Raw genomic sequence first — 19,759 nt, 5'->3', positions numbered from 1 at the left:
CTCCTTTATTTTAAGTGCTCTGCCATCGGCAGTAAGAAGCGCCGAGTATTACTCAGCAGCGATTCAATCAATGAACTATTTATGCTTCTACAAGCCCGCAATACATAATCATCTTCCATTTCACCCACTTTCATTTGGCTTCCCTGAAGGCTTTGTAGTAGCGCCGATAACGCCTTTTGCTGCACATCTTCCGAAATAAAATCATATTCCTTTGTTTTTTTATCTAAACACGCTGAGAGCCAATTCCAACCACTTTGGTTTAAGAGGATCAGAGGCGTATTCATTCCTTCACAATAACCTTTGATAAAGGTATTTAAGTGCTCTTTGGCATTTTCGGTTGGTATGGCAGAAAAATGCCAAACACTGTTTTCTCGTCCTAATGCAATGCTCTCACCTTCACGAATGAATGCATTGAAAAATAAATGCTCTATCCATAATTGCACCCCATCATTAGCCGTTAGATAGGCAGGTCGATAGCGCAATATTCCTGATTCATGAATGTTTCTCAATAAACCCGTGATTTTGATTCCTTGTATTTCACATTCAATCGGGTAATCAATACGCTGATCGCCATACTCTTTAACTTTTTCAGCTAATGGAGCAATGTCATTTAGTTGCTTTTCCCAAAATATCTGACCAAATTGTTTAGCGGGTAGTTGTCCTGAGGCCTTTAAAGCATGATAAAGCGGATTTGGGTCTTCATCTTTTACCAACAAATCTAAAACTTGATCATTGATTTTATAACGTTGTAATCCACCTAATACAAACGGTTCCTCTTCTGGAAGCTCGGTCTCTTCAACCGAAAAATGGACCTTCAGACGTTGTTGGAAAAAGCCACGAATTGGGTGTCGATAAAAACGTAAAATTTGTTCTAACGATAATTCTGTAATAGGTTCCCTTTGCTTTAATACTGAAGTGAACACTTCCGTTGCTTTATCCTCACTTTTTGCTGCAGGTAACCACTCCTGAGCAAAACTTTGATAAAGAGAGTTTGGTACAAAATTTTCTTTCGCAAATGGTACTCGATTATGCTCAGTGACTAAGTGCTGCTTTAAGCGCTGGGCACTATCATCGATATTAAGTGATTGGTCACCTTGTAGGCAGAAGCTCTGACAGATGTACTCCAATAGTTCAGTCACCAACACCGATGGATTACATTCTTGATTATCTCGGATCGAGCGCCCGATATAACTAATGTAGAGCTGTTTAGCTGCTGAATTCAGCGCTTCTAAAAATAAATATCGGTCATCATCGCGGCGTTTTCTGTCGCCACGTTGTATTTTTTCTGCCATTAAATCAAAACCTAATGGCGGTACATTACGCGGATATGCCCCATCATTCATACCAAGCAAACAAACGACTTTGAACGGCACTGAACGCATTGGCATCAATGTACAAAAATTTATTGCTCCGGCAAGAAAACGCTGACTAATTTTTTCATCATCAAAACAAACAGATAACTCATCACGAATTAATCGTAATGGAATTGTTTCTTGATAATTGGAGGTCAGGGCATTTTCAATAATTTTATGCCATTGCTCAGTCAATAATGCCAACACCACTTCAGTTTCACTATCCACTTTGAAGCAAGTATCAATCAATTGCTGACAGACAGTTTTCCACTCCTCAAGAGTACGTTCTTGCTCCAGCAATGTTCTCCATTCTCTAAGAGTATCAACGAGTAATGCAAGTTTCCCCGCTAACTGAGCAGCTAACCCACTGCATTCATCATACGGTAATACCCCATTCCAGGGACCATTACGGCTATCCATTGCATAGCCAAGTAACATACGGCTTAAACCAAACTGCCATGTATTTTGCCCAATAACAGGCAAAGACAGTGAGCGAACATTGTCATCATCAAGTCCCCAACGAATACCAGATTCATTAACCCAACGTCTTAATAAACTCAGTTCACTTTCATCTATGTTGAAACGTGCTGAAAATGCCGACACTTCTAATAATGTTAAAACTTGTTCTGTAGAAAATCGGCTTTGAGGGAGATCCAATAACATGATAAAAGCTTGCAAGATCGGGTGAGCTTGCAACGCTTTTCTATCTGATATTGAGAATGGAATATAGTGTGATGAGTTTGTATTACCAAAGACGGCTTGAATATAAGGGGCATAACTATCAATGTCTGCAACCATCACGATCACATCTCGTGGTGTCAATGTTGCATCTTCTTCAAACAATGCCAGTAAACGATCCTGTAAAACTTCAACTTCTCGCTGAGCACTGTGGCATGAATGGAATGTCACTGATTGGTCTAATTGATTAAGCGGTCGCTTATGCTGACTACTTTCGTACTCTTCTAATGTCGCGCCTAATTGCGCGTGATTTTCAAGATCTAGAATATCTTGCTGTAAATTTTCAAGGAGATTATTTCTCCCATTCTCTACAAAAGCAGAAACTTCATTTGTGGCGTCAATTTGAGAAATAAAATACAGGTTGTCACGCCCAAGCTTACCCCATGATGCCAGTAATGGATTCGCAATATTTTGCTCGCCATCAGCATTAAATAAATTAGCGGCATGCTCCTCAATTTTAAAACGAGATATTTCATATTTATCTAAATAATGGCGCAATTTTCGTTGTTGCAATCTCGCCAAAAAGGCACTGCTTTGAATATCACCCCAATAATAGCGACATGGGTTGGTAAACATTAAGTGAATATCCGTATGTTCCGCAATAGCATTAAGCGCTTGTAGGTACACTGGTGGTAAAGAAGAAATACCACAGATAAATAAGCGAGTGGGTAAGTTTTTAGCCAACTCTGGTGATTCCCGCAGCTTATCAATAAAGCTCTGGTATAGATTTGCACGGTGCCAAGGCGACTGACCAAGTTGCGCTGTATACTCGACCAAGCAGAGCCATAATCTTTTTTGCCATAATTGATTTGAGCTTAATCCTTCAATTAGTTCATTACGCTGCCAGTGAGAAATCCACTCTGGTCGATAGACCAAATACTGGTCAAATAAGTCAGCAATTCGTCCTGATAATTGATGTAATTTACGCTTATCTGAGTCGTCATTAAGATAATGACGTAAAGGCTCAAATTCAGCTTCATTAATAACTGTTGGCAAAATAGTCATTAATTTCCACGTCATCGCTTGCTTGGTATAAGCACTTTCCTTAGGAATATCTGGAAGAACTCGACGGAACATATCCCAAATAAACGTCGCTGGTAATGGGTAGTTTATGTTAGCGGCTATCCCAAAACGCTTAGCAAGTTCTATTTGTAACCACTGAGACATTCCAGGGCTTTGAACTAACACAATTTCTTGCTCAAAAGGATGTGTGAGTGGATCATTCTCCATTAAGTGTGCAATTAGCTCTTTAAGAAGATCTAATTGGTTAGAATGATAAACCTGAAACATGACTCTCTCCTTTTGCGCATTGCCAGCGACTTATCGAATGCCGTTTATTGCCCGCTGACAAGGACACCTTAGATTCAGCACAGCTCCCAACATTGGCAGAATATACAATTTCTATCTGCTGTTCTCGATTCTGTAAATCATGAGCCCATGGCTCTACTTTTAATGGAATAGCGTTATGGGAAGATACTGTTTTTTCTAATGTTCCATGTAGAGACCTGACTGCCTTTGCACTTTGAGATATTTGATTAAAATTCAAAGCGATATATTGACTGTAGTTTAACAGAGCTATGAGTAAGATAGCAAAAACAACCACCGCTATCATCGACTCTACCAGCGCAAATCCTTGCTGTGAATTCTTCATTGACAAAATCCTTTAATGGCGACAGGGCAATAATCTATCCACCCATTTTCTCGTGCTTGTAGACGCCCTTCATTCCATATCGGTATTACCCAACGATATACCGTTAACGACTTGTTAGGCAGTAACTCACCGGTTCCCGATAAAATGAATTGATTGTTTTTATAATATTTAAGACAACTCACCCACCCTTGATTCTGTTCTTTTTGACATACCCAAGAACCTGATTTATCTGTCTTCAGCACCCAATGTTGAGTGAGCCCCCACGCCAAAGCAGATTCTGCTAAATTAAACGATTGATAATATTTTTCTTCTCGGCTCAGTTCATAGCTAGCCCGTGTTTGGTAGTAATGTAACGCTTTTAATAGTATGAGCCCTATACTCATTAAAACCATCACCATCACTAAAGCAATATTACCTTGCTCCGCTATCTTCCACTTCATGGCATATTCCTTAACATCACGGTAGAGCGGTAATTAAATGTTTTACTTGGCAATAAAAGGCTTTCTAAATTGATATGCGTCTCTAACATGTGCACAGCTGGCTGCCAATTAAAATTAAGCTTATTAACTTTAACAATAGAAGGATCAAATAAGGACTGCCAACGAGTTCCGTCACAGCTTGTGACGTTACGATTAGATTCAAGCTTATTATTGTTAAGCCTAAATCCAAAAAAATCTGAATGTAATGTCTTTTCTTGCCCGACAACCCAACTCCCTGATAAGTCTTGGTCATAGGCAAAAATAATGCAGGAGTTCATTTGGTGACTTAAAAACTTGGCGCTGATAGTGATTGCCTTACCTTCGCAGCGAGGCTTAGAGAGAGACTGGCTACAATGACCAATTCGGCGAAAATCCTTTTCTATATTAATCAGTACCTGTCTCACCTCCCTATCTAATTGGTATTGGAAAAACGCCTGAAATAGTTGCTTAAATAGCACGGGGATCGTATTCATTGCAGCTATACACACTAAACAGCCGACCAGCATTGCGACCAAAGACTCCAATAGTGAGAACCCTTTTTCCCTTTTATTCTCTCTAGCGCGTATTAACATTTAGGTACGCCTGCTAATGCTTGTTTGCTACAACTACGTACTCGTCCAGCAGATGAAACTATCACTGATATTTGGTCACTTTGATTACTGAGCGCTATTTGAAAAGGGCTGCTGGTTCCTTGCTTACCGTATAAATGAATCGATTGTCTAGACGCATGCTTAAGTTCAATACCATCGAATTTATCACCACTAAATTGGCTTATTTTCTGTAGTGTATCCACATTAGCGACCTTTAAATTCCAGCTCGTTAATGTGGAACTAACCGACATAATTCGATGTTGATTGAGATAAATCCCTTCCATTAAGTTACTGTAGATAAATTCTGCGGTTTGCCTCGCAGCATCAATAAGCTGTAACCGCTTCACTTGTTGTTGCCATTGATAAAATGCAGGTAACCCCACGATTGAACAAAGAAACAGTACAACTAACATTTCAATTAACGTGAATCCCTGTTCATCCTTTTTTTTCTTCAACCACTTCGTCGTTTTATTTATCAAATTCATCTGGTTTATCTTTCCCTTCTGATAGCAACCTATCTAGCCCCAGAGATAAGCATGACCGGAAATATCATAGGACAACAATCTTCATCGCCTATTTTTCGTAGCGCTTTCCAGAAAAATGTAATGGTTACATTTTCTCTCGTACTTTCTGGATACCACTTTGAATAATAAATAAAGGGGCAAAAAAATAGCTCACGAAAAAAAGAATGATGCTGGAAAGTAGTTGAACAAATGGCAAAGCAAAAAGATGAGAGGTAGAGAATTCAAGAGTAATTACGTAGGCAGGTAATGAAGACAATGAAGGCATAAGCAATGTGAAATGCCTATGCCTTCATATCAACTAATCAATACTAATTAAACCGTAAATGGATATTTAATGGCTTCGTGACACTGATAACCTTCCAAAGTGAAGTCATCCGTTGTTACCCACGTTTCAATATCTTCTAAGGTTTTAATTTCAGAATTAATCGTTAAATTTGGAGATGGGTATGGCTCACGCGTTAATTGGACATCACGCATTAAAGGTAGCTGATTTTCATAAATATGAGCATTCACAATTTTATGGTAAGCCTTACCTGCTTTATGACCCGTAATACGCGCCATTAGCGCCAACAAGACAAAACATTGCACCTGATTAAAATTGAGTCCAAGGGGAACATCGCAGCTACGTTGGTATGAAGTTAAATGCAATGTATCGCCAAGCAGTGAAAAGGTATGGGTATGCATACATGGACGTAAGCAGCCCATTTCGAATTCGCCAGGGTTATAGAAAGTAATAATTTCCGCACGGTCATCAATGCCATTTTTCAGGTTATTAACGACTTTCTTTAATTGGTCAAGATGAGAACCATCGGGACGTTGCCATGAACGACCTTGGACACCATAAACGCGCCCCATGTCATCTTCGCCTTTGCGGTGCGGATTATCTAACCATGCTTGGCTTTCATTCGCATTGGCATTCCATGTATTACAACCAATTTCACGAAATTGTGCCGCGTTATCATAGCCACGTAAGTACCCTAATAATTCAGCAATAGCGGCTTTATAAAAGCTTTTGCGGGTCGTAATTAGAGGAAATTGATTGTTACCTACATCATATTCGAGATCAGCATTAATAACGGTTAAACAGCGAACATTTGTGCGCTTGTTTTCAACCCATTGACCTTCATCGAGAATACGTTGGCATAATTCAAGATACTGCTTCATAGTGGCTCTCTTACTCAAAAATACAGGTGGTTTGTGCTATAAAACATCAGTAATAACACAAACCTATATTGACTTGATTTACTTACTGTCTGCGTTCTTAGCGGGCTTATGGGCAGGAATATTTTTACCATATTTATAAGCCCAAATAATCATCAATACACCGATAAGAATCATCGGAATTGAGAGTATTTGCCCCATACTGATGCCGCCAAATAGCCCTAACTGCGCATCCGGTTGTCTGAAGAATTCCACAATGATACGGAATGCACCATAGCCAATAAGGAATAAGCCCGATACGCTTCCCATTGGGCGAGGCTTACGAACAAATAAATTCAAAATCAGGAATAAAACGATGCCTTCTAAAAACATTTCATACAGCTGAGATGGGTGTCTTGGTAACACGCCATATTGCTCAAGAATAGGTAACAGGGATGGATCTTGTGCCGCAAGCTGAATATCTTCACTTCTTGAATGAGGGAATAAAAACGCCCATGGTGTATCTAATGTGACGCGTCCCCATAATTCACCATTAATAAAGTTACCGATACGCCCCATTCCAAGACCAAAGGGAATTAAAGGTGCAACGAAATCAGACACTTGTAAAAAGCGTCGTTTAGTGCGATAGGCAAACAACATCATGGCACAGATAACGCCGATCAAGCCACCATGGAAGGACATTCCCCCATCCCACACTTTGAATAGGTACAATGGGTCAGCTAAGAAAACAGGTAAATTATAGAAGAAAACATAGCCTAATCGCCCACCAACAAATACACCGACAAAGCCAATATACAGGAGGTTTTCGACTTCATTTTTTGTCCAGCCGCTATTTGGCTTAGCCGCTCTACGCCCTGCTAGCCATAACGCAAAAACGAACCCCACAAGGTACATAAAACCATACCAATGTAGAGAAACTGGTCCAATCGAAAACATAACGGGATCAATTTCCGGAAATGCTAAGTAGCTGTTACTCATCGTTCCCCACTTTAAAATAATTGATTCAAAAATTATGCCGCATAATAACACGAGGTTATTGTCAGCATATAATTACATATTAATAACATAGAAGATCAAATTAGATCCCGCCACGCACAAACCCACCGAGTCCATTTTTTTCCATGAACTCACTGATTTTGTGTCGGACATTTTCACTCGTTTCTGCCGAAAGCAGTTCAGGTACTAATTCAGACATCAATAGAGGATCAAGCTGGCGAATTAAATACTTCATGCGAGGCACACTACGCCCACTCATACTTAAACTTCGATAGCCTAAAGCCATTAGCACCATCGCGCTTAATGGTTGACCCGCCATTTCACCGCACACACTGATTGGTAAACCAATACGCTGACATTCGGTATGAACCAGGGATAAAAAGCGAACCACCGCAGGGTGCAGGTTATCATAGAGTGCCGCTACATGAGTGTTATTACGGTCAACTGCAAGTAAATATTGTGTAAAGTCATTGGTACCAATAGAAATAAAATCAACACGTTGTTTTAGCTCTGGCAGCAAAAACAATAACGAAGGTACTTCCAGCATGACGCCTATTGGCGGTAAATTAATTGGTTTACCAAGCTGTTGGCTGACTTCATTTCGGGCGCGATTAATCAAGCCAATCGCTTCATCCACCTCATTAATGCTGGTGATCATCGGCAGCAAAATACGCAAATTCCCCGTATCTTGGTTCGCTCGCAACATAGCTCGTAACTGGATCAAAAATATCTCAGGTTGATCCAACATCACTCGGATCCCACGCCAGCCTAAACATGGATTCTCTTCACTAATCGGCATATACGGCAGCTGTTTGTCCGCCCCAATGTCCAACGTTCTTAGCACAACCGGTTTGGTTGAAAACAGTTGCAATACTTCACGATATAACTGCTTCTGCTCATCTTCTGAGGGAAAGCCATTGTGCAGCATAAATGGCAGCTCAGTACGGTATAACCCGACTCCGTCAACACCATCATGAATTTGTTGTTCATAACGCGGACTCAGCCCAGCATTAAGGCAAATATCCACATGCTCGCCATTTTTCAGTATGGCGTCTTGGGAAAGTGTTCCTTCCGCTAATCGGCTAAGGTCATTTTCTTCTTCGATGATTTGCTGATATTCCTGAGCGATAAAATTTTCAGGTTCAATAAATACTTCACCACGATACCCATCCAAAATCAGATGACGATTGTGTAATAACGAAGGCTCAATATCCGCCCCCATAATGGCTGGGATCCCCATTGCGCGGATCAAAATCGCCGAGTGTGAATGTGTTGCACCATCGCGAACAATCACTCCTGCCAATTGCTCAAGCGGTAACTCAGCAAGAACACTGGCACTCAGCTCATCCGCAACCAAAATAAAACGATCTGGCCATTGACTAGTGGGAGTCTGAGAGTCATCCAGATGAAACAATAAACGCTGCCCTAACGTCCGAAGATCCGAGCCGCGCTCTCTTAAATAAAGATCTCTCAGGCGAGAGAACTGCAAGGCATAATCTTCGATAACTGTTTTGACGGCCCACTCTGCCACTGCGCCTTGATTGATCGCCATAAACAATCGTTTTTTCAGTTGGGGATCGCTAAGCAAGTGGTTATACAGATCAAAAATGGCAGCGCTCTCTTTGGATGAACTTGCCATAAAACGTTTGCTGATCCGGCGAAATTCCGCAGCGGCACTTTCCAGTGCAACAACCAAACGCTGGCGTTCTTCATCAATATTTAATGTGGTGGCTTGGCATATGCTATCTAAAGATGGCTGGGAAGTATCTTGCCAACCATATGCCATTGAAATTCCTTGAGAAACAGGGATGGCCTTGAGGCGATTTTGACGATATTGTCCAAAAATACCTTTGGTCTGTGCTTGAGATAAAATCACCGCTAACTGCATAGATAGCGTCACCATAAAGGACTCTTCGGTTTCGTTAAATAACCGCTTTTCTCGTTGCTGAACGACCAGCACACCCAGTAGCTGACGTCGATAAACCACAGGCACACCAAGAAATGCCTTGAGCTGCTCTTCTTTAATTTGAGGGAGATATTTGAATTGAGGGTGTTCACGAATGTCCGCGAGATTCAGCATTTCAGATTGTCGACCGACAGCGCCAACAACCCCTTCGTCAAATCCTAGACGAATAGCAATCCCGCTAGGCTTTTTCAGCCCGCGGGTTGCCATTAGGTAATAACATTGACGAGGATGATCTGCTAAATAAATCGAGCACACATCTGTGCGCATCGCTTTGCAGGTTTCATTGACCAAAACTTCAAGCGCTTGGGTCAAGCTGGTCGCCATCGCGACCTTTTCGACAATGTCACGTAAACGCGTCAACATAGGCTTATTTGACTCCGCGCCTACGATTATTAAAAACAGGTCGTTGTGGTAATTTTTGTTCCTGCAAAGGCATAACCACGGGGGCGAATTCCTTCATAACACGCCGATAAACTTCGCGTTTAAAAGAAACCACTTGCCTAACAGGATACCAATAACTGACCCACCGCCAGCCGTCAAATTCTGGCGATTTACTGCGCTGCACATTTATATCGGCGTCATTACATTGGAGTTGAAGTAAAAACCAACGTTGTTTCTGTCCAATACAAACAGGTTTTGTATCCCAACGCACCAAACGCTTAGGTAATTTGTAGCGTAACCAATTACGGGTAGATGCAAGTAACCTGACATCTTTACGCTGTAGTCCGACTTCCTCGTATAACTCACGATACATCGCTTGTTCTGGCGATTCCCCAGGGTTAATCCCACCTTGAGGAAATTGCCAAGAATGCTGACCATAACGGCGAGCCCATAAGACTTGACCTTGCCGATTACAAATTACAATTCCTACATTCGGGCGGTAGCCATCATCATCGATCACTAGACTACCTCAATAACCAAATTTGAAAGATGCCTAATTGTTTCACACATACCTAAACTGGTAAACCTATATCAATACAGTTTGCAGATATGTCTGAAGTAACTACAATAGTCTGCGTCTCAACGGGGTGCCAATTTGGGCTGAGAAATAACCCGTAGAACCTGATCCGGCTAATACCGGCGTAGGGATTTGAGCTGCCGTCTACAAATTATTGTATCGGTCCCCCCTCAAATCCTGTGTGTTTTTTATGATTTACGCAGGAATTACAATGACTAAAAATAAGCTATTTACCTCTATCATTGCATTAACCACCTTAAGTTTTGCAACGTTAGCCTCAGCCGAGAAACCAACGCTGACTGTCTATACCTATGATTCTTTTGCCGCTGAGTGGGGTCCAGGTCCACAAATTAAAAAGAATTTCGAAGCCCAATGTGATTGTGAATTGAAATTAGTTTCATTAGGTGATGGTGTTGCGCTACTCAACCGCCTGCGTATGGAAGGTGCTAAAAGCAAAGCTGACGTTATCTTAGGTTTAGATAACAACTTGCTTGATTCCGCAGAAAAAACAGGATTATTCGCCGCTGCAGATATCAAAACTGATGCCCTCAAATTACCTATCGAATGGAATAGCAAAACATTCATTCCTTACGACTATGGCTACTTCGCGTTCATCTACGATACCAATAAAATTAAGCAGCCACCGAAAAGCATGAATGAGCTGCTTGATAGCAAAAATAATTGGAAAATCATTTATCAAGATCCTCGCACCAGCACCCCTGGCTTAGGGTTAATGCTGTGGGTTGAAAAAATCTACGGTGAAAAATCTGCCGATGCATGGAAAAAAATGGCAGACAAAACGCTCACGGTCACGAAAGGCTGGAGTGAATCTTATGGATTATTCTTGAAAGGCGAAGGTGATTTTGTTCTTAGCTATACCGCCTCTCCAGGCTACCAGATTCTGAATGATAAGAAAGATAACTACGCTGCGGCTCTGTTTGATGAAGGGCATTATATGCAAGTCGAGGTAGCAGCTAGATTGAAGCACAGCCCGCAGCCTGAGCTCGCAAAGCAGTTTTTACAGTTTATGTTAACGCCAGAATTCCAAAACACATTACCCACAACTAACTGGATGTATCCGGTGATCGATATACCGCTACCTGAAGTGTATAACGTGTTGCCATTACCGAAAAAATCATTGCAATTTAGTGCTCAAGAAGTGGCTAAAGAACGTCAAGCATGGACTCGTTTATGGCAAACCGCCGTCAGTCGTTAATCAACTTAACTTTATTACCGGGGGCGCTTGCCTCCGGTTTATTGCTTGTCGTTGCATTGCTCGCATTTGGGGCTCTGTGGTTTTTCGCACCTGAAATTTCGCTCAAAGAAATCGTTGAAGATGATTACCTCTGGCATGTCATCGGTTTTACGTTTTGGCAGGCACTGCTTTCCGCGATTTTTTCCATTATTCCCGCTATTTTTCTTGCAAGAGCCCTTTACCGCCGGCGGTTCTGGGGACGAACGCTCTTCCTCCGCCTATGCGCTATGACTCTCGTTTTACCCGTATTGGTGGCTGTTTTTGGTATTTTATCGGTATATGGGCAAACCGGATGGCTTGCAAAACTGTGCCAATGGCTAGGATTGGAATACCAATTCTCGCCTTATGGATTACGTGGCATTTTGTTGGCTCATATCTTTTTCAATATGCCACTCGCCACCCGAATGCTATTACAATCGCTTGAAAATATTGCTATTGAGCAACGACAAAGCGCAGCTCAACTTGGATTTAATGAGTGGCAACAATTCGCTATTTTGGAATGGCCCTATTTGCGCCGCCAGATGTTACCGACTGGCGCCTTAATTTTTATGTTGTGCTTTGCCAGTTTTGCGACAGTACTTGCTTTGGGAGGCGGTCCAGCAGCGACAACTATCGAGTTAGCGATTTATCAAGCGCTTAGCTATGACTTTGATTTAGGACGAGCCACATTGCTCGCCTTGATTCAGCTTGGCTGCTGCGTGGGCTTAATGTTAATTTGCCAGCACATTAATCATGCATTCTCAATTGGCTTTAGTCATCAAAATCAGTGGTTTGACCCTGCCGATAACCTATTTCGTCGCTTGCGCGATTTGCTTGTGATTGCTGCCGCCCTCCTCCTATTAATCCCGCCCTTATTAGCGGTTATTGTCGATGGACTAAATAGTCAACTACTGGACGTCCTCCAGCAATCAGCCTTATGGCAAGCAACATCAACATCACTGTTTATCGCACTTTTCGCAGGAGTGATATGTGTCATCCTCACGCTAATGCTGCTTTGGAGTAGCCGAGAACTACGACTGAGAAATGCGCTAAAACTTGGACAAGCGATTGAACTCAGCGGTCTCATCATTCTCGCGATGCCTGGGATTGTTCTGGCAACTGGCTTTTTCATTTTTTTCAATGAAACCATTGGTATCCCTGAGACTCCTTATCCGCTCGTGATCATGACAAATGCCTTACTTGCGATCCCTTATGCCCTAAAAGTGCTTGATAACCCTATGCGGGATTTGGCTCAACGTTATAATCCATTGTGTCAATCTTTGGAAATTACAGGCTTTAACCGATTTAAAATTATTGAGTTACGCGCGCTACGTAAACCTATCGCTCAAGCATTAGCGTTTGCTTGTGTTATTTCAATCGGGGATTTTGGCGTCGTCGCCCTGTTTGGTAATGAAGCGTTTCGCACTCTACCTTACTATCTTTATCAGCAAATAGGCGCTTATCGTACTCATGACGGTGCTGTCACCGCGATGCTATTGCTGTTACTTTGTTTTTGCCTGTTCAGCTTACTTGAGAGATTATCGGGAAAGACTCATGATTGAATTAAAAAACCTAGATTATCAATACGATAGTCTGAACATGCACTTTGATTTCATAGTCGCTTCAGGGGAAAGAGTCGCGATCATGGGACCGAGCGGCGCAGGCAAGAGTACCCTACTTAGCCTAATTAGTGGATTTCAGTATCCTCGCCACGGCACTATCACGTTAAATGGCGAAAATCATACTTTGACACCCCCTGCGAAGCGCCCTGTCTCCATGCTATTCCAAGAAAATAATCTCTTTGCCCACCTCACGGTTAGGCAAAATATTGGGCTAGGCTTACAACCTAGTTTGCGCCTTAATCAACTGCAAATGACTGAAGTTGAACAGATGGCACAACACGTCAGCTTAACTGAATGTTTGGATAGAACACCGGCGCAGTTATCGGGTGGTCAACGTCAACGTGCAGCGCTTGCTCGCTGTTTAATTCGCAACCAACCTATTTTATTGTTAGATGAGCCATTTTCTGCCTTAGATCCCGCTTTACGCAATGAAATGCTGCAATTACTCAATGACATTTGCGTTAATAAATCCATCACGTTATTGATGGTCTCTCATAGTATTGAAGACTCGCTACAAATCGCCCCTCGTAGCTTAGTGATTGCCGATGGCGCAATTGTGTATGACGGCGATACCGAAACACTGTTACAAGGCAAAACCGATGCTTCTGCATTATTAGGTATTTCTAATTATCTCGATAAATAATACTGTATAAATCCCCACTATTCGCGTATATTAATTGCAGATTATTTACGCGAGTTTCCTTTATGCCTCCATCCAATGCCCCCGCTGAAAAAGGCTTTATTCTTAGCCGCCATTGGCGAGATACCCGCTACGGTATCGAGGTCAGCTATTGGCTACTTACCGATAATCAACCGCAAAAAGTCATTGTTCCTTATCAACAAGCCGTCGGTTTTTTACCCGAATCTAAACTGCCCCTTGTACGCCATTTATTTGAAGGGCAAGCTGATATTAGCTATCGCCCCGTTGAGCTTCGGGATTTTAAACGCGAAAAAGTGTATGCCATTTACTGTCAGCAATATCGCCAGTTACAAAATTTGGACAAAAATTGCCAAGCGCTAGGTGTCGAGTTATTAGAAACTGATATTCGCCCTTGTGAACGTTATTTAATGGAGCGCTTTATTACCGCTCCCGTGTGGTTTTCTCGAAATCATCAAGGAAAATATCAACTTAAACCTTGTGACGGTTATCGACCAACATTACGCGCTGTCTCCCTTGATATTGAAACTAGCCAGCATGGGGAGCTTTACTCAATTGGGTTAGCTGGCTGTGGTGATAATGTCGTGTTTATGCTGGGGCCTGAACAAGGTCCAGCCCTCAACAATGAACATCGGCTAGTGTACGCAAACAGTCGCCCTCAGTTACTCGAACAATTAAACGACTGGATTCAGCAATATGATCCTGACGCCATTATCGGTTGGAATTTAATTCAATTTGATTTGCAAGTGTTACAAAAACACGCAGAGCGTTATGGCATTCCACTTTTATTAGCTCGGCAAGGGAAAAAGCTTGAATGGCGAGAACACGGTTTTAAGCAAGGGGTGTTTTTTGCCTCCGCTGAAGGTCGCTTAATTATTGATGGTATTGATGCGTTAAAATCGGCAACATGGAGTTTCAGTTCATTCAGTTTGGAATCCGTTGCCCAGCAATTGCTTGGTGAAGGAAAGGCAATTGATACTCCCTATGATCGGATGGATGAAATTAACCGCCGCTTTGCTCACGATAAACCCGCCCTCGCCCATTACAATATTCAAGACTGTATTTTGGTGCATCGCATCTTTGAGAAAACCGATTTAATGGCATTCTTGCAAGAACGCTCTACAGTCACAGGGCTCGCCGCCGATCGCATGGGAGGCTCAGTCGCCGCCTTTTCCCATTTATATATTCCTCGGCTACACCGCTTAGGGTTTGTTGCCCCTACGCTCTCTGAGCAAAAATTTCAGCTCAATCCCGGCGGATTTGTCATGGACTCCCAACCTGGTTTGTATGACTCTGTTTTGGTGCTTGATTATAAAAGCCTATATCCCTCAATTATTCGCACCTTTTTGATTGACCCTGCAGGCATGATTGAAGGGCTGGCTCATCCTGAACCTGAGCATTCTGTTGAAGGATTTCGTGGGGCATGGTTTTCCCGCACTACACACTGTTTACCTGATATTGTCAGCCATATTTGGCAAGGTCGAGATAAAGCTAAACAACAAAAAAATGCCCCTCTATCCCAAGCACTCAAAATCATTATGAATGCATTTGCAGGGGTTTTAGGTGCCGATGGATGTCGCTTTTTTGATCCTAGATTAACCGCTTCAATTACGATGCGTGGTCATGAAATCATGCGCATTACGAAGCAATTAATTGAATCTCAAGGCTATCAGGTAATCTATGGGGATACAGATTCCACCTTTGTTTGGCTAAGGGATCCTCACACAGATGAACAAGCGCAAAAAGTCGGTTATCAATTGCGAGATCATGTTAATAATTGGTGGAAACAACATCTTAAAGAAGAGTGGCAACTCGATGGTGTTCTCGAACTTGAATATGAAACCCACTATCGACGCTTTTTGATGCCAACGATCCGCGGAACCGACCAAGGCAGTAAAAAACGCTATGCAGGTTTAAGCCAAGATACCATGGTTTTTAAAGGGTTAGAGACTATCCGCTCTGATTGGACGCCTCTCGCTCAAAATTTCCAAAAAGAGTTGTATACCCGTATTTTTTATCGTCAGCCTTATCGAGAGTTTATTAACGATTATATTCGTGCCATTCGTTCTGGAGAATATGACAATCGCTTGATTTATCGTAAACGCCTGCGTCGTAAATTGTCCGATTATCAGCGTAATGTTCCCCCTCACGTAAGAGCTGCACGACAGGCGGATGAATACAATTTAAAATTACAGCGCCCTTTGCAGTATCAAAATGGGGGTTGGATCAGCTACATTATTACCCAAGCGGGTCCTGAACCGCTTGAAACTGTGACGGCTAAACCCGATTATGAGCACTATATTCTCAAACAAATCAAGCCTATCGCCGATGGGATTCTCCCTTTTCTGCAAGATGATTTCGATACCATTTTGACAGGGCAAATTAATCTTTTGTTTTAAAGCCTAACGAGCAGCGAGAATTGTACAATTCTTATTACAATTGCCGCATTTTTAACAGGTGACGATAAGCGAATGTTGAATTAATATAACGCCCCTTTGATATCTCGACCTGTTATACGCACAGCTTGGCGAGAAAATCGGCTATACTCATCATAATTCGAGCAACGCGACTCGAAAGAGAAAAGAGCTATAATTGCCAAACGGCAAAACGATTAAAAAATTTCGCATCACCCTTGGTATATAACCGTTATATCAACACTGGGCAAAGACACCGATTAGTTGTCTTAAACATCTAAAAATAAACAATCAAAATTATGGAATTAAATTAAACCTATGCCATTTACTCTTGGTCAACGCTGGATCAGCGACACAGAAAGCGAACTTGGGTTAGGCGCCGTCGTGGCTATTGATGCCCGTATGGTGACGTTGCTTTTCCCTGCAACAGGGGAAAACAGACTGTATTCACGAAGTGATGCACCCATCACCCGAGTGATGTTCAACGAAGGTGATACCATCACCAGTCACGAAGGTTGGCAGCTACAAGTTGAAAGTATTCAAGAAGACAAAGGGTTACTGACCTATACCGGAACGCGCTTAGACACCCAAGAAGCGGATGTCAGTTTGCGAGAAGTTTTCCTCGATAGCAAATTGACGTTTAATAAGCCACAAGACAGGCTGTTCGCGGGTCAAATCGATCGTATGGATCGCTTCGCTCTGCGTTTTCGCGCACGTAAATTCCAAAGCGAACAAGTTAAACACCAAGCCACTGGCTTACGTGGTATCCGCGCAAGTTTAATCCCTCATCAGCTGCATATTGCTAACGAAGTAGGTAAACGTCATCATCCGCGCGTTTTACTGGCAGACGAAGTGGGCTTAGGAAAAACAATCGAAGCGGGTATGATTATCCATCAACAATTGATGGCGGGTCGTGCTGAGCGCGTCTTAGTGATTGTACCGGATAGCTTGCAGCACCAATGGCTAGTCGAAATGCTGCGCCGCTTTAATTTACGCTTTTCCCTATTTGATGATAGCCGCTACAGTGAAGCGCAACATGATAGCGATAATCCATTTGAAACTGAGCAGTTAGTGCTGTGTTCTTTGGATTTTGTTCGCCGTAATAAACAGCGCTTTGACCAACTCGTTGACGCAGGTTGGGATATGATGGTGGTTGATGAAGCTCATCACCTGCAATGGAGCGAAACCGCCCCAAGCCGTGAATATCAAGTCATTGAAACGTTAGCGGAACATGTTCCATCTGTGTTGCTATTAACCGCAACCCCTGAGCAGCTTGGTCAAGAGAGTCACTTTGCGCGTTTGCGCCTCCTCGATCCTAGCCGTTTCCACGACTACCAAGAATTTTTAGCTGAGCAAGAAAACTATCGCCCTGTCGCAGATGCGGTTTCACTGCTGCTGTCTGGCGATAAATTAACGAACGATCAGCAAAATATACTGAACGAACTCATTAAAGAACAAGATATTGAGCCGTTACTGAAAGCTGCGAATCTTGAAGGTGATGATAGCCAAGCCGCTCGCCAAGAACTGATCCACATGCTGATGGACAGACACGGTACTAGCCGCCTGTTATTTAGAAACACCCGTAATGGTGTCAAAGGCTTCCCACGCCGTGAATTGCATTCTTTAAAAATGCCACTGCCAACTCAATACCAAACGGCAATCAAAGTCGCTGGCATTATGGGCACGAAAAAGGATGTGGAAACTCGCGCAAAAGAGATGCTGTATCCAGAACAAATCTACCAAGAATTTGAAGGCGAAAACGCCACTTGGTGGAACTTTGACCCACGTGTTGAATGGCTGATGGGCTTCTTAACCGCGAATCGCCACGAAAAAGTACTGGTTATCTGTGCTAAAGCTGCCACCGCATTGCAACTTGAGCAAGTTCTGCGTGAACGTGAAGGGATCCGCGCCGCGGTATTCCACGAAGGTTTATCGCTGTTAGAGCGTGACCGAGCTGCTGCCTACTTTGCTTCACAAGAAGAGGGGGCACAGGTTTTACTGTGTTCAGAAATTGGCTCCGAAGGCCGTAACTTCCAATTTGCTAACCAATTAGTGATGTTTGATCTGCCATTCAACCCTGACCTACTTGAGCAGCGTATTGGGCGTTTGGATCGTATTGGTCAAAGCCGCGATATCGTCATCAACGTGCCGTACTTAGAAAATACTGCGCAATCTGTGTTGATCCGCTGGTACCACGAAGGGTTAGATGCATTCGAGCATACTTGCCCAACGGGTCGTACTATTTACGACAAATACTATCAGCAACTGCTGCAATTTATGGCAGAGCCAACTATCACTGACGGGTTTGATGAATTTATCAAAAACTGCCGTGAAGAACACGATGCACTGAAAGCCCAGTTAGAGCAAGGTCGCGACCGATTGCTGGAAATGCACTCAAATGGTGGTGATGCGGGTAATCAACTAGCCGAAGAAATTGGCGAAGGAGATAACGAAACTGAGTTAGTCAACTTTGCGTTGAACTTGTTTGATATCGTAGGCATCAATCAAGAAGATAAGAGCGATAACTTAATTATCCTCACGCCATCAGATCATATGTTAGTCCCTGATTTCCCAGGATTACCACAAGATGGTTGCACCATCACCTTTGATCGTGAGCAGGCTCTTTCGCGCGAAGATACACAGTTTATTAGTTGGGAGCACCCAATTATTCGTAACGGTTTGGACTTAGTGTTATCGGGTGATACCGGTAGCTGTGCCGTGTCTGTTTTGAAAAATAAAGCATTGCCAGTCGGTACATTACTGACCGAATTGATTTATGTGGTTGAAGCTCAAGCCCCTAAACAACTGCAAATCAGTCGTTTCCTACCCGCAACGCCAGTACGTTTATTAATTGATTTAAAAGGTAATAACCTCTCTTCACAAGTGGAATTCGAGAGCTTTAACCGCCAATTAAATGCCATTAACCGTCATATGGCGAGCAAGTTAGTCAATGCGGTACAAAACGAAGTGCATTCAGTGCTACGACTCTCTGAACCAATGATTGAGAAAGAAGCTAAATCTATTATTGAGAATGCGAAAGAAGCGGCCGATAAAGCTCTAACTCTTGAGCTGTCACGTTTAGAAGCACTGAAAGCGGTTAACCCGAATATCCGTGATGAAGAACTCGACATTATCGAAGAAGAGCGTCGCCAATTGATGACTAATATCGACCAAGCATCATGGCGCCTCGATGCTATTCGCCTCGTGGTTGTCACGCATCAGTAGAGAATGTAGCTCGGCACTAGCGGTGCTGGCTGATAGCAGCCAACACCGCTACAGCGTGAAGAGTGAAGGATAAAAAGTAGGTATTTATAGTTTGGCTTTTGACTTTATCTCTCTATTATTAGCCAAAATTATTCGCGTTGTAGCTAGGCGGCAAATGAAGATATCCCTAGGAGCATACTCAAGTATGTGAC

Annotated in this window: 14 protein-coding genes and 1 riboswitch; of the genes, 5 read left to right on the top strand and 9 right to left on the bottom strand. The window is 42.7% G+C overall.

Annotated elements, in window-relative coordinates:
• Positions 1-5: 5 nt before the first annotated feature.
• From recC to rppH, 9 genes are all read right to left on the bottom strand, one after another.
• On the bottom strand, positions 6-3,380 hold the full coding sequence (recC, locus tag PSF16_RS00275) for an exodeoxyribonuclease V subunit gamma (RefSeq protein ID WP_006662972.1): 3,375 nt from the start codon (positions 3,378-3,380) through the stop codon (positions 6-8).
• Positions 3,358-3,741, bottom strand: coding sequence for a prepilin-type N-terminal cleavage/methylation domain-containing protein (locus tag PSF16_RS00270; protein ID WP_036962874.1), 384 nt, complete (start codon positions 3,739-3,741; stop codon positions 3,358-3,360). Before PSF16_RS00270 ends, recC begins: the two co-directional genes overlap by 23 nt.
• Positions 3,738-4,181 (bottom strand): DUF2509 family protein, encoded by a 444-nt coding sequence (locus PSF16_RS00265; RefSeq protein ID WP_036975995.1) that lies wholly within the window; start codon positions 4,179-4,181, stop codon positions 3,738-3,740. The genes PSF16_RS00270 and PSF16_RS00265 overlap by 4 nt, the downstream gene beginning before the upstream one ends.
• Positions 4,178-4,792 (bottom strand): prepilin peptidase-dependent protein, encoded by a 615-nt coding sequence (locus PSF16_RS00260; RefSeq protein WP_006659224.1) that lies wholly within the window; start codon positions 4,790-4,792, stop codon positions 4,178-4,180. The genes PSF16_RS00265 and PSF16_RS00260 overlap by 4 nt, the downstream gene beginning before the upstream one ends.
• Positions 4,786-5,295, bottom strand: a complete 510-nt coding sequence (locus tag PSF16_RS00255) for a prepilin-type N-terminal cleavage/methylation domain-containing protein (RefSeq protein WP_006662969.1) — start codon at positions 5,293-5,295, stop codon at positions 4,786-4,788. Before PSF16_RS00255 ends, PSF16_RS00260 begins: the two co-directional genes overlap by 7 nt.
• 351 nt (positions 5,296-5,646) lie before the next feature.
• Positions 5,647-6,498 (bottom strand): thymidylate synthase, encoded by an 852-nt coding sequence (locus PSF16_RS00250; RefSeq protein WP_272688598.1) that lies wholly within the window; start codon positions 6,496-6,498, stop codon positions 5,647-5,649.
• A 78-nt stretch (positions 6,499-6,576) separates the two neighbouring features.
• Positions 6,577-7,473, bottom strand: a complete 897-nt coding sequence (gene lgt / locus PSF16_RS00245; protein WP_006659221.1) for a prolipoprotein diacylglyceryl transferase — start codon at positions 7,471-7,473, stop codon at positions 6,577-6,579.
• A gap of 100 nt (positions 7,474-7,573) precedes the next feature.
• Positions 7,574-9,820 carry a phosphoenolpyruvate--protein phosphotransferase gene (ptsP, locus tag PSF16_RS00240; protein WP_272688597.1) on the bottom strand — a complete coding sequence of 749 codons (2,247 nt, stop codon included), beginning with the start codon at positions 9,818-9,820 and terminating at the stop codon, positions 7,574-7,576.
• Between the two features lie 4 nt (positions 9,821-9,824).
• Positions 9,825-10,358, bottom strand: a complete 534-nt coding sequence (gene rppH, locus PSF16_RS00235) for an RNA pyrophosphohydrolase (RefSeq protein WP_006659219.1) — start codon at positions 10,356-10,358, stop codon at positions 9,825-9,827.
• A gap of 113 nt (positions 10,359-10,471) precedes the next feature.
• Positions 10,472-10,564, top strand: a riboswitch (TPP riboswitch).
• A 62-nt stretch (positions 10,565-10,626) separates the two neighbouring features.
• Here rppH and thiB point away from each other — a divergent pair.
• The 5 genes from thiB to rapA all read left to right on the top strand — a co-directional run bounded on the left by thiB (position 10,627) and on the right by rapA (position 19,568).
• The gene (gene thiB, locus PSF16_RS00230) at positions 10,627-11,631 is read left to right on the top strand and encodes a thiamine ABC transporter substrate binding subunit (RefSeq protein WP_006662966.1); all 1,005 of its coding nucleotides are present in this window, start codon (positions 10,627-10,629) and stop codon (positions 11,629-11,631) included.
• Complete coding sequence (gene thiP, locus PSF16_RS00225) at positions 11,607-13,211, top strand: thiamine/thiamine pyrophosphate ABC transporter permease ThiP (protein WP_272688596.1); 1,605 nt, start codon at positions 11,607-11,609, stop codon at positions 13,209-13,211. Before thiB ends, thiP begins: the two co-directional genes overlap by 25 nt.
• Positions 13,204-13,914 carry a thiamine ABC transporter ATP-binding protein ThiQ gene (thiQ, locus tag PSF16_RS00220; RefSeq protein ID WP_006659216.1) on the top strand — a complete coding sequence of 237 codons (711 nt, stop codon included), beginning with the start codon at positions 13,204-13,206 and terminating at the stop codon, positions 13,912-13,914. Before thiP ends, thiQ begins: the two co-directional genes overlap by 8 nt.
• A 62-nt stretch (positions 13,915-13,976) precedes the next feature.
• Positions 13,977-16,328 carry a DNA polymerase II gene (locus tag PSF16_RS00215; protein ID WP_272688595.1) on the top strand — a complete coding sequence of 784 codons (2,352 nt, stop codon included), beginning with the start codon at positions 13,977-13,979 and terminating at the stop codon, positions 16,326-16,328.
• A 333-nt stretch (positions 16,329-16,661) separates the two neighbouring features.
• The gene (gene rapA / locus PSF16_RS00210; RefSeq protein WP_036962851.1) at positions 16,662-19,568 is read left to right on the top strand and encodes an RNA polymerase-associated protein RapA; all 2,907 of its coding nucleotides are present in this window, start codon (positions 16,662-16,664) and stop codon (positions 19,566-19,568) included.
• The last annotated feature ends 191 nt before the right edge of the window (positions 19,569-19,759 follow it).

Origin of the sequence: Providencia sp. PROV033 (assembly GCF_028484855.1) — a bacterium.
GTDB lineage: Bacteria > Pseudomonadota > Gammaproteobacteria > Enterobacterales > Enterobacteriaceae > Providencia > Providencia alcalifaciens.
Note: the sequence above shows the minus strand (reverse complement) of the source record. Positions and strands in the feature narration are given on the sequence as shown.